We start from the raw sequence: 11,714 nt of genomic DNA on the forward strand, positions 1-11,714 counted from the left end.
CCCGATCCTGGGTCCTGAAAACAGCTTGAAGGTGTATTCGTTGTCTATGCATACGGCATTGGTGTACGTCAGATCAATTCTTTTTCTCGTGGCTGCCCTGCTGGCCCTGCCGGCAATGGCCAGCCAGAACACACTGCTCATTGTCGGCGACAGCCTCAGCGCCGCCTATGGCGTACCCTCCGAGACTGCCTGGGTGCAGTTACTGCGCAACCGTCTGCAGAGCAACGGGCTGGCCAGCTGGGAAGTGGTCAATGCCAGCATCAGCGGGGAAACCACCGATGGCGGTGCTCGCCGGCTGCCAGAACTGATAAAGGAAAACGACCCCGAGGTTGTGATTATCGAACTGGGCGGCAACGATGGCCTTCGTGGCTTCCCTCCCAAGGTCATCGAATCCAATCTTGCCTCCATGATTGAGAAGGTTCAGGATTCCGGAGCCCGCGCTGTCCTGGTTGGTATGCAGATACCACCCAACTACGGACAGCGGTACACAGAGATGTTCGCCGAAATCTACCCAAAGCTATCGGACCGCTATAACACCGCTCTGGTTCCCTTCTTTCTGGACGGCATCTACAACCAGGACGGTCTGATGCAGGACGACGGCATTCACCCAACCGAAGAAGCCCAGGCCAGGCTGCTGGACAATGTCTGGCCGGTCATCAGGCCGATTCTGGAGTGATGCCGATTCACACTAATGCCTGAAGGAATGCCAGGGCCCGACGTTCTGACCAGTAGAAACCATCCCGCGCATGCTCAACAAACCCCACATGCCCGCCCCAGCGCGGCGACTCCGCCCGAACGTGCGCACCCAGTAGGCCGCGGGATTCCGGAAAGCACTGCGCGGAGAGGAAGGGATCATCCGCCGCATTCACCATCAGTGCCGGAATACGTATATCCCTGAGCCTCCCGAGGGCTGAACACTGGGCCCAGTAGTCCCGCGCATCCCGGAACCCGTGCAGCGGGGCCGTGTAACGATCATCGAATTGGTGAAAACTTCGAATGGAATCGAACCCTGAGGCATCAATCAATTCCGGAAACTTTTCCGCCTTTTCGTGTATTTTTACCCTGAGATCCCGCAGAAACCGCTGCATATAGATTTTTCGGCTGGGCAACGCCAGCATATCGGCACTGCCGGCCAGATCACAGGGGACGGAATAGGCAACAGCGCCGCAGATGCGACTGTCAACCCGCTCGCCCTGTTCCCCAAGATAGAGCAACGTCAGGTTACCACCCATACTGAAACCGGACAGGAACAACGTGTCGTAAGCACCCGCCAGACCATGGCTGACCACCAGGCCCAGATCCTCGGTAGCGCCGCTGTGATAGAACCTCGGCTGCCGGTTCATCACGCCGCCGCAAGAGCGGAAATTCCAGGCCAGCACGTCCCACCCCTCACGCAGCAGTGCCCTGGCCAGGCCCAGGACGTAAGGCCGCCGGCTATGCCCCTCCAGGCCATGGGAGAGAATCGCCAGGCGGCGACTGCCCTGCCGGTACCAGTCCAGATGCAGTTCGTCGTCATCCGGCGTGACGAGAACTTCGGGTTCCGGTTCCACCATCGGTACGCGACGAAACAAAGTGGGCCAGACAGACTGAACATGGCCATTACGCAACCAGGCCGGCGGACGGTAGTAAAGGGTTCTGCTTTCGTACAATTTTTAGCCTTTCATATCAGGTGGTTGACCCCGAAAACCAAAGCGCTTAAGATGCGCGCCACTTGATACTGTTCCCCGATAGCTCAGTTGGTAGAGCAACGGACTGTTAATCCGTTTGTCGCTGGTTCGAGCCCAGCTCGGGGAGCCACTTTTCCCAAAATGCCGCTGTTTCTTCTGAACCAGCGGCATTTTTCGTATCAGGCCTCAGAAAACCTGTTCACGCTGCATGAATTCGGTCAGCACGCGGAACAGGGTAAAGCCATCCTCACTGCCGATCAGCTCCCGAATGGAGTGCATCCCGAACTGGGGCACACCAATATCCAGCGTGGTCACGCCCAGACTTCCGGCCGTCAGTGGCCCGATGGTACTGCCACAGCCCATGTCGCTTCGCACCACAAAGGTCTGGTGGGGCAATCCCAACTCGTCGCTGATGTGGCGATATACGGCAGCGGAGCGGCTATTGGTGGCGTAACGCTGGTTATGATTGACCTTGATCACAGGCCCCTGATTCAGGATCGGCCCGTGATTCTCATCGTGTTTGTCCATGTAATTCGGATGAATGCCATGGGCGTTGTCGGCGGAGACCATCATGGAACGGGCAATGGCCCTGGCTTTGCCAGCACCGGCCCAGCGATCCAGCACCGCCGTCAGGAACGGCCCCTGGGCACCCTCGGCCGACATACTGCCGACTTCTTCGTGATCGTTGCAGACCAGCAGCGCGGCCTCGTCGCCCGACGCCTTCAGCAAGGACTGAAGACCAATGTAACAGCTCAGCAGGTTATCCAGCCGGGCAGAGGCAATGAATTCGTCCCGCAAGCCAACGAACGAAGCCTCACGGGCATCGTAGAAACTCAGTTCATAACCCAGCACCTTGCGGACATGGAGGCCGGTTTCAGCCTGAATCTGATGGGACAGCAAATCGACAAAACGGGTGGTATCGCTTTCCGGAACCTGCATCAGGACCGGCGGTAGATCGGTCTGGGCATTGATTGTCCGGTTGCTGTTGGCCTCCCGGTCCAGGTGAATCGCCAGGCTGGGAATAAACGCCACGGGTTTGCGGAAATCCACCAGGGTATCCCGAACCTTGCCGTCCTCATCCAGCACCGTTACCCGACCAGCCAGCGAAAGATCCCGATCAAACCAGGGATTGAGCAGAACGCCGCCATAAACCTCAACGCCAAGCTGGAAAAAACCCTTGCGCCGCAGCTCTGGGTTCGGTTTCACCTTCAGGCAGGGACTGTCAGTGTGGGCACCCACCATACGGAGACCGGATGTGGTGACATCCTTGCCGCCGGTGCGAAAGGCAATAACCGAGGAGCCGTTGCGGATAACGTAATAACCCTGGTTCCTGGCCAGCGACCAGTCCTCCCGCTCGTCCAGTTCCTGAAATCCTGCCGCTTCAAGCCGTTGTTTCATGGTCGCCACGGCATGCCAGGGCGTGGGCGACGTGTTCAGAAACTTCAATAAATCTTTGTTGAATTCAGCGTGTTCCATGATGTCCCTGATTGAAAGATAATTGCCACAACAGTATGGCACGAAGCCGTAAAGCCTCATACTGGGTCAACGGACTTTCCCCATAACCGGGTCACAAACCAATCACCACCGGGAGCCCACTGTGCCTGCACCGAGATTTCTGGATATCGAATATTGCCAGACCGACGACGCCCTGTTTCCGACGGCCATGGCCTGGTCGCTGGAAGATGGCCGCATGAAAGCCGTGGTGATCGCCCCTTCCGATGACTGGCTCCCGGAAGACGGCAACCTAGGCGACGTCGACCTGCGATATCTTGAAGAACAGGGCGTACCCCTGATCGAACTGACCCGGGAACTGCACCAGGACCTGCCAGACCAGACCGTGTACGTCGATGGCCTCGACCCGGACGAAATCCTGATCGACCTCATTTTCACCGCTGTAGCCCAGGAAGCGCCCTTCGAGATCGCACCCATCAGCGAGCTCATCACAGGCCTGGACAGCGAAACTCTGGAAGACCGCCGCCGCCAGCTCCTGTTCGAAGAGAGCCTGCAACCCCAACTGCCGGAAAACGGCGTCTACGCCCTGCTCCTGATGGCCCGCGAAGAAGGCCTGTTTGACGAGGACCTGTAACGGGGGCAACACCGACACAGGGAAGTGTGACACGGGTCGACGTAACAATCGGTTACACAAGGCAGAATCAGCCCGTATTCGCCTACGTCAGGAAGCCCGATAACAATGAACAAGGTTGTGCGAACGCCCGTAACCACCGCATTGGCAACCGCCCTGTTTCTCGCGCCCCAGGCCACTCTGGCCCAGGAAACGCCCAGGGCAGACAAACACTACATCGGCCTGATGGCGACCACCCTCAACCACCGCACCATCGGCGAAGGCAGAAAAGAAACCGCCTGGGGCAGCGGCGGCACTCTTGTGGTAGGCGGCCATATAACCGATCTGTTCCACGCCGAACTCCGCGCCGGCGGTGGCTTCAAGGACGCCAAAGTCCCCAACAGCGACCTCAGCCTCGCCGTGGACTACTACGCCAGCTGGTACATGGGCCTGCACTACCCCATCACCGACTACGCCAACGTCTACGGCCAGTTCGGCTTCTCCTACATCCAGGGTAAAGCTGAAATCAGCGACCCCGGGAACGACCGCAACAAGGCCTTCCTCGACCTCGAAGGTGAATTCCCGGACAGCGGCTTCAGCGTAAGCTGGCTCGCCGGCCTCGACTTTGAAGTAATGAACGACACCTACCTGGTGCTCGAAGGCGGAAAGCTGTTCAAAGATACGGGAACAGATGTGAATACGTTCCAGTTCTCCGGTGGCTTAAGGTACGAGTTCTAGAGAACGGCTGACTCACGAGTTCGCAGAAGCAGGAGGGGCCAGCCCCTCCTGCTGATATTCCGATAGATTCAGGCCTTGTGGCGAATATGCCAGCAGCGATGAATCCGCGGGTTCCGCTGAAAATCCCTATCCAGGGTATCCCGCGTAACCTCGACAACGTCAAACTCGCTCTCCAGCTCATCATCCAGCCTGAACCGCCGGAAATTGTTGGAAAAAATCAGCAGCCCATCGGAACTCAGCCGCGCCATGGCCTGCCTGACCAGCCTCGGGTGATCCTTCTGGATATCCAGTACCCCCGCCATCCTGGCTGAATTCGAGAAAGTCGGAGGGTCCATGAAGATCAGATCAAACCGCTGGTTTGCAGATGGCCGCTCCGCCAGCCAGGCGAGGCAATCCGCCTGTTCTACCCGATGCTTCTTGGCATCGGCACCGTTCAGGACAAGGTTCTCCTCCGCCCAGCCAACGTAGGTCTTCGACATATCCAGGCTGAGCGAACGACTCGCGCCACCCACCGCCGCATGCACTGTCGCTGCACCCGTGTAACAGAACAGATTCAGGAACCGTTTGTTGGCCCCATGCTGCCGAATCCAGTGGCGCACCGGCCGGTGATCCAAAAACAGCCCGGTATCCAGATAGTCCTTCAGGTTTACCTTAAGCACACAGCCGTATTCGTGCACCTTGAAGAACTCACCGCTGGCTGCCTGCCTTTCGTACTGATTAGTGCCGGTCTGGCGCTGGCGCTGCTTGCACACCATGTTCTCACGCGCAATACCCAGAGCCTCTGGGATCACCGCAAGGGCCTCCGCCAGGCGTTCACGGGCTGAGCGCTCGTCTACCGACTTTGGCGCCGCATACTCCTGAACGTGTACCCGCCCCTCATAGACATCGATAGCCAGAGCAAACTCCGGCATATCCGCATCGTATAACCGGTAGCAACCAATGCCCTGCTTTCTCGCCCACTGGCCGATGGTCTTCATGTTTTTCTTTAACCGGTTGCGCAGCATGGCGGCGCGCTCCTCGCTGGCAATACGAGGCGTGACCTCACCGGGAATGTTGGGCTCCCTCGGGGTCATGGCACTGACCTCATTCACCTGAAACAACAGCAACTGAGCCGGCAACTTACCGTTGAACAACCGATACTGCTTATAACTGCGCAGACCAATGGACTTACCGAACTCCGGCACACCGGTAAATACGCCGAGACGCCAGCCGGGCAGGGTCCGTTTCACTGTATCGCCCAGAGCCTGATAGAGGACCCCCAGCTCCCTGCGCTCACTCAGGCGCTCGCCGTAAGGGGGGTTGGTCAGCACCAGCCCCTGTTCCGACCACTCAGCTTCCAGTTGCAAGGCATCCACAGGGCAGGTCTCAACGTGCACAACACTCTCCAGCCCTGCCCGTTGAATGTTTTTCCAGGCTGCCTCAATCACCCGGCTGTCCTGATCAAACCCGGCCAGCCTGGGAATGCGGCCCTGCTTGCCTTCGTGGGCACGACGCTCCGCTTCCCGCCGGAGAGACAGCCAGAGATCAGGCTGATGGCCCGGCCAATGCTCAAACCCGAACCGTTCCTGCTTCCGGCCCGGAGCCATATCAAGCGCCATCATGGCAGCTTCAATCACCAGCGTGCCGGAGCCGCACATGGGGTCTACGAAGTCACCACCGGCGGCGGCGATCTCTGGCCAGCCGGCTCGTATCAGCAGAGCCGCTGCGAGATTTTCCTTCAGGGGCGCAATACCTTTGTCGGTCCGATACCCCCGCATGTGCAGGCTGTGACCGCTGAGGTCGATGCCGAGCGCTAACCGGCCCCGGTTAAGGCGGGCCGATATCGTCACATCAGGATTTTTGGCATCCACCGAGGGCCGTGGGCCACCATTGGCCTGGAATCGGTCAACAATGCCGTCCTTGACTCGCTGGGCGCCATACTGGGTGTTGCGGATGGCATCGTTCTGCCCCAGGAAGGTAACCCGGAAACTGCCCTGCACCGGGATGTGCTGCTGCCAGTCCATGTGCACCACGCCGTCATAGAGCTCATCGCCACTGGTGGCACCAACGTCATCTATGTGAAGGATCACCCGGTTGGCCAGGCGCGACCAGAGACAGGCCCGGTAACCGCTTTCCAGGGGGCCTTCCACCCAGACGCCGGCCGGCGCATTGCGCACGGTGTCCAGCCCGAACGTGCTGAGTTCGTCCGCCAGAAGGTATTCCACGCCTTTCGGACAGGTTACGAAAAAGACAGATTTGGACAAGATCAACTCCTGGTTCATTGGCGGCTTGGGGGTAAGTTTCGGGAATAGCAGCCGTTACCGGATTTCGGCACCATTCGTTATTTCATAAAACTATAAAAAATTCGTCACATAGACGAAATAAATAGTGTACATCCGCGCGAGCTTCGAATTACCTTGTAAATGACGCGTCGTTCCGGAAGGTAAAAACCTTCCGTTAACAGGATCCTGACTGCTCTGGCTTGAGCTGACAATAGTGGGTTATCCCGGAGCGGGTAACACTCGTCATAGCCACTGCAGATGTGTACACGCTTGTTCTGTTAATCCATCAGTGAGGAACGGCATGAAAAGACAGAAAAGAGACATGTACGCTCGTGCATACAAGCGGGGTTATCTCGCTGGCGTGTCCGGTAAATCCAAAGAAAGCTGCCCGCTCGAACAGGCGGAAGTCCGCCAGGAATGGCTGAACGGGTGGCGAGAAGGCCGCACAGATCAATGGGAGGGCATGACCGGCGTATCCGGCATCCACAAACTGGCCAACGTTACGACGGCGTGACGCCTGAACTAACCCCGACTATCTTAATCTGATCTTTTTGCACACAATTTGACGCAGTACTCAGAGCAACCCAAACGGGGCCTCCCGCCCCGTACCATGCGATGAAGCGCCACGGGGTTCATTCCCCGCAAGGGCCCGCTCAGCGGGCCCATCTTCGTTCTGGGCCACAGGAAATCACTTCATCCACCTGATGGCTTCCACCGCTTCACGAATCAGATCCGGACCACGGTAAATAAAGCCGGTATACACCTGCACCAGTTTTGCGCCTGCACGAATCTTTTCCGCAGCGCTCTCGCCATCCATAATGCCACCCACTCCGATAATTGGCAGGGAATCACCCAGCTCAGCATACAGCCCCCTGATGACTCTCAGAGAGGCCTCGCGAACCGGTGCGCCACTGAGGCCGCCAGCTTCTTTTGCATGGCGATGGCCTGCCACGGCATCACGGCTGATGGTGGTGTTGGTCGCGATCACACCGTCCAGACCGGTTTCCCGCAATGCGGTAGCGACGAACCGGATGCCCCCGTCGTCCATGTCCGGAGCAATCTTCACGGCCACAGGCACATACCGGCCATGCTGTTTCTGGCACTTGAGCTGTTCATCCTTGATCGCCACCAGCAGACCTTTCAGGGAATCACCGAATTGCAGGTCGCGAAGGCCCGGTGTATTGGGCGAGGATACATTCACCGTAATATAGTCAGCCCGGGTATAGACTGCGGAAATGCCCTTGCGGTAGTCCGACTCGGATTCGTCGTTGGGCGTATCCTTGTTCTTGCCCACGTTGATTCCGAGCACGCCCTTATAATGGCGGTTATCCACACGCTCCAGCAGGTGCTCCAATCCTTCGTTATTGAAACCCATGCGATTAATGATGGCCTGATGCTCCGGCAACCTGAACATACGAGGCCTGGGGTTGCCGGGCTGCGCAATTGGCGTAACCGTACCTACCTCTATAAATCCGAAGCCCAGGGCCCCCAGGGCATCGAGATGATCGGCGTTTTTATCCAGTCCCGCAGCCAGCCCGACCGGGTTCGGAAAGTCCAGCCCCATAACATTCACCGGCAATGAATCTATCTTGGGCGCAAACACGCCCAAAACGCCCAACCGTTGCGCAAGATCAAGACTGCTCAAGGCAATAGTGTGGGCCTGCTCCGGTGGTAACCGGAAAAGCAGGTTACGGATAACGCCGTACATCTGAAAACTCCTTAGGCCAAATGGGCGGAGTATACCGGAAGTTTTCCACAGCATCCCGGAGCAGAACAAAATCAGCGCTAACTGACTGTATGATGGCAGCCTCATGACCTTTTCCACGGAATCTGTGGATAACCCTGTTGAAAATAACGGGGCAACGTTTGCCATCCCTTGATAACTGCGCCAGCCTACAGATTGGTCATTTTTTAACCAGTTATTTTTATCTTTATTTTCAATATGTTATTTGTTTTTCGTATTGCTATCGACAAAACCTGTACAAAATGTTAACCCGTCACCGTTCTGCAATGATGTGTATAAATCACAGCAATTCCGGGTCTTGAGCAGACCTGCCACAACCGGACCGAATAACGTTATACTGCCTCCAGTGATCTGATCCGGAGTGCCCCCTATGCAACAACCCATCTCCCCCGCACAACAACACCGGGATAACCTGGCAGTTGAGATGAAAGAGGCATCGCGGGTCACGATTATCGGAATGATTCTGGATGCCGTTCTCGGTATCATTAAAATCATTACTGGGGCTCTTTTCCATTCCCAGGCCTTGGTCGTGGATGGCATTCACTCATTCACCGACGTCGCCTCGGATCTGGTGGTTCTGGGCGTGATGAAGGTTTCTCGCCAGGAACCAGATGACAACCACCCCTATGGGCACCAACGAATCGAAACCTTCGGAACCCTGGTGCTGGGAAGTATCCTGATTGCCGTCGGTGCCGCCCTGGCCTGGGAAAATACCCTGCGTCTCATTGAGGGCGGCGTAGAAACCGTGCCGGGCTGGCCGGTTCTGGTGGCTGCAGCGGCGTCCGTTGTGAGCAAGGAATGGATTTACCGTTACACCCGCCAGGTCGGCCTGGCCATACGATCAGACCTGATTATTGCCAATGCCTGGCACAGCCGTACCGATGCGTTTTCTTCCGTAGTAGTCGTGGTCTCCACGGCCGGGGCGATGCTTGGACTGGTGTGGCTGGATGTATTTGCGGCCGTGGTAATTGCAGGGATCATTATTCACATTGGCTGGAAGTTCACCTGGGACAGCGTCAAGGAGCTGGTGGACACGGGGCTTTCCCCCGAAGATACCGAAATGCTCAAGACCATTGCCCGGGATACCGACGGTGTTCGAAATGTTCATGAACTCCGCAGCCGCCGGATGGGCCATGATATCCTGCTGGACATTCATCTTGTGGTACGGCCGGAAATCAGCGTCTCGGAAGGGCATCAGATTGGTATGCAGGTAGTCTCCGGAATGAGGGATGCCCTGGACAACATCCGGGACATCAACTTCCACATTGATGCCGAAAATGACGAAGATCAGCCCCCAACCTCGGAACGCCTGCCCTCAAGGGAAGATATCCGGGCCGTCCTGGCACGGCATATTGGTGAACTGCCCAGTCACAGCCGATTGCGACTTCATTACCTGAAGAACAAGGTGCATCTGGAACTGTTCCTGGACGAGCCGGACACAAAAACCCCCTTTACCTCGGGAAATATCCGGGATCAGCTACGGGGCTACCCGTGGTTCGGCAGCATCCGGGTCTGGGTAGCTGGCGAGCCCTGAGATCGACCCGGCGCCTTGCTAACGGCGCCGGTTCTCCTCCATTCGGGACAGGAACTCCTGCATGATCAGGGTATAGAGCTCCCCTCCCAGGAATTTATCTTCAACACCGGCATCAATGCTCGGATTATCGTTCACTTCAATTACGGCGACCCGGTTTCCGGATTGCTTGATATCCACGCCATAAAGTCCGTTACCAATCAGCTTTGTTGCGTTCAGCGCGGCCTGAATAACATTCCTTGGCACCTCATAGGTCGGCATGGTCTCGAAACCACCACTTTCGCTTGCGGCTTCGCCGTGCTGGTATATCTGCCAGTGACCTTTCACCATCATGTACTTGCACGCGTAGATAGCCCGCCCGCCCAGCACACCGATTCGCCAGTCGTAATCCGTATACAGATATTCCTGGGCCAGCACCAGGGCCGACTGTCTGAACAGGTCCCGGAGGCCGGCACGCAGGGACTTCTCATCTTCGACTTTGGTGACCCCCCTTGAAAAAGCCCCGTCCGGAATCTTGATCACTGCCGGAAAACCCAATTCCCTGACAACCTGCTCAACCGCATCCTTCTGGTCCTTTGAAAGGATGAGAGTCTTGGGCGTCGGAACCTTGTTATTCTTCAGCAGGTCGGCGAGAAATACCTTGTTAGTGCATTTCAGGATCGATACCGGGTCATCGATCACCACCATGCCCTCGGCATCGGCCTTGCGGGCAAATCGATAGGTGTGATGATCAATGGCCGTGGTTTCCCGGATGAAAAGACCATCGTATTCCGGCAACCGCATGTAATCCCGCCGGGTGATCTGCTCAACATTGATACCCAGCTTCCGTCCGGCCTTCACAAACCGTTTCAGGGCAACCTTGTCGCTTGGCGGCATTTCCTCATCCGGGTTCACCAGCACGGCCAGGTCGTAACGGTAGCGACGGCGTGTTCGGGGCTTGCGCCACACCATGCTGCTGAAGCGATCCAGGGCGGCCGCAAACACGTCCTGTTCATGTTCTCCCAGATCCACCGGAGCCGCCGGTTTCATGGATTCAATCTGCCACTGCTTTCGGCGCTTGAATACGATCTCGAGAATCGGGCAGGGGAAGCGCTCGAACAGAGCCCGGGCAACAGGCCTGAGCTCCGGGTGCTCGGACTGCCCGAAGCAGGTCCGGACCTTCACCTCGTGGGTCGCCTCGCGCTCATCACTGGCCGGGTTAATGGCCGAACCGGCGGCTTCGAGCCAGTTAATCACGCTGGCGTCCAGTTCTTCCAGCTCCAGGGAAAACAGTCCCTTTCGACTCAGATCGTTCAGAGTCATGACCGAGGGCACCACATGGTGGCCACGGGCCTCCGCCAGCAGTGAGCAGTAGTAGCCCCGGCTCAGGTATTTTGCACTCTGACAAAGGTTAATAACGCGCACCCGGCTGGCAGGTGGTGCCGAGAACTGAAGATACTGATCGAAGGTCAGCACATCTTCACTGGGATAATACGGTGCCCAGTCTTTGGCGCGGTCCACTACAATGAGCAAGCGGGACATGAAAGGCGATCCTCCCTGAAGGTTATTGCCTGTATTACCTGCCGCAACAATACGCCGGTAACAAAACCGGTACAATCGGCGCATGATGCGTGCTTTTACGCATGTTTGCACACTTTGCGAACCCTGGACTCTCTACCATAATAGCCGGGTCAGGGAAGCCTGCCTGCACGCCCTCAAAGCTTCTTTTCAA

At 57.2% G+C, this 11,714-nt stretch carries 10 protein-coding genes and 1 tRNA gene; 6 read left to right on the forward strand and 5 right to left on the reverse strand.

Going from position 1 to position 11,714, the window contains the following annotated elements; all coding sequences use genetic code 11:
* Positions 1 to 46 precede the first annotated feature (46 nt).
* Positions 47 to 676: an arylesterase gene (locus QPL96_RS10685; RefSeq protein ID WP_303287367.1), complete on the forward strand. Its 630-nt coding sequence runs from the start codon at positions 47 to 49 to the stop codon at positions 674 to 676.
* A 7-nt stretch (positions 677 to 683) separates the two neighbouring features.
* Here the strand turns inward: QPL96_RS10685 and QPL96_RS10690 are convergent, their stop codons facing one another.
* A complete protein-coding gene (locus tag QPL96_RS10690; protein WP_303287368.1) occupies positions 684 to 1,649 on the reverse strand; it encodes a YheT family hydrolase in 966 nt (321 codons plus the stop codon).
* A gap of 72 nt (positions 1,650 to 1,721) precedes the next feature.
* Between QPL96_RS10690 and QPL96_RS10695 the strand changes: the two genes are divergently transcribed.
* A tRNA-Asn gene (locus tag QPL96_RS10695) sits at positions 1,722 to 1,797 on the forward strand.
* 56 nt (positions 1,798 to 1,853) lie between these two features.
* Here QPL96_RS10695 and QPL96_RS10700 read toward each other — a convergent pair.
* Complete coding sequence (locus tag QPL96_RS10700; protein ID WP_303287369.1) at positions 1,854 to 3,143, reverse strand: M18 family aminopeptidase; 1,290 nt, start codon at positions 3,141 to 3,143, stop codon at positions 1,854 to 1,856.
* A gap of 121 nt (positions 3,144 to 3,264) precedes the next feature.
* On the opposite strand from QPL96_RS10700, the gene QPL96_RS10705 reads away from it, so the two are divergent.
* Positions 3,265 to 3,753, forward strand: coding sequence for a hypothetical protein (locus tag QPL96_RS10705; RefSeq protein ID WP_303287370.1), 489 nt, complete (start codon positions 3,265 to 3,267; stop codon positions 3,751 to 3,753).
* A 105-nt stretch (positions 3,754 to 3,858) separates the two neighbouring features.
* Entirely contained in the window at positions 3,859 to 4,467 is a 609-nt protein-coding gene (locus QPL96_RS10710) for a porin family protein (protein WP_303287371.1), read from the forward strand.
* A 68-nt stretch (positions 4,468 to 4,535) separates the two neighbouring features.
* Here the strand turns inward: QPL96_RS10710 and rlmKL are convergent, their stop codons facing one another.
* A complete protein-coding gene (gene rlmKL, locus QPL96_RS10715) occupies positions 4,536 to 6,728 on the reverse strand; it encodes a bifunctional 23S rRNA (guanine(2069)-N(7))-methyltransferase RlmK/23S rRNA (guanine(2445)-N(2))-methyltransferase RlmL (protein WP_303287372.1) in 2,193 nt (730 codons plus the stop codon).
* Positions 6,729 to 7,029: 301 nt separating this feature from the next.
* On the opposite strand from rlmKL, the gene rmf reads away from it, so the two are divergent.
* Positions 7,030 to 7,242 (forward strand): ribosome modulation factor, encoded by a 213-nt coding sequence (gene rmf / locus QPL96_RS10720; RefSeq protein ID WP_117616851.1) that lies wholly within the window; start codon positions 7,030 to 7,032, stop codon positions 7,240 to 7,242.
* Between the two features lie 174 nt (positions 7,243 to 7,416).
* On the opposite strand, the gene QPL96_RS10725 is transcribed toward rmf, so the two are convergent.
* A complete protein-coding gene (locus QPL96_RS10725; protein WP_303287373.1) occupies positions 7,417 to 8,436 on the reverse strand; it encodes a quinone-dependent dihydroorotate dehydrogenase in 1,020 nt (339 codons plus the stop codon).
* 406 nt (positions 8,437 to 8,842) lie between these two features.
* Between QPL96_RS10725 and QPL96_RS10730 the strand changes: the two genes are divergently transcribed.
* Entirely contained in the window at positions 8,843 to 10,006 is a 1,164-nt protein-coding gene (locus QPL96_RS10730) for a cation diffusion facilitator family transporter (RefSeq protein ID WP_303287374.1), read from the forward strand.
* 18 nt (positions 10,007 to 10,024) lie between these two features.
* On the opposite strand, the gene QPL96_RS10735 is transcribed toward QPL96_RS10730, so the two are convergent.
* Positions 10,025 to 11,524 carry a RimK family protein gene (locus tag QPL96_RS10735; protein ID WP_303287375.1) on the reverse strand — a complete coding sequence of 500 codons (1,500 nt, stop codon included), beginning with the start codon at positions 11,522 to 11,524 and terminating at the stop codon, positions 10,025 to 10,027.
* Positions 11,525 to 11,714: the final 190 nt, after the last annotated feature.

This window comes from Marinobacter sp. SS8-8 (genome assembly GCF_030540945.1).
In the GTDB taxonomy this organism is placed as follows: Bacteria; Pseudomonadota; Gammaproteobacteria; order Pseudomonadales; family Oleiphilaceae; genus Marinobacter.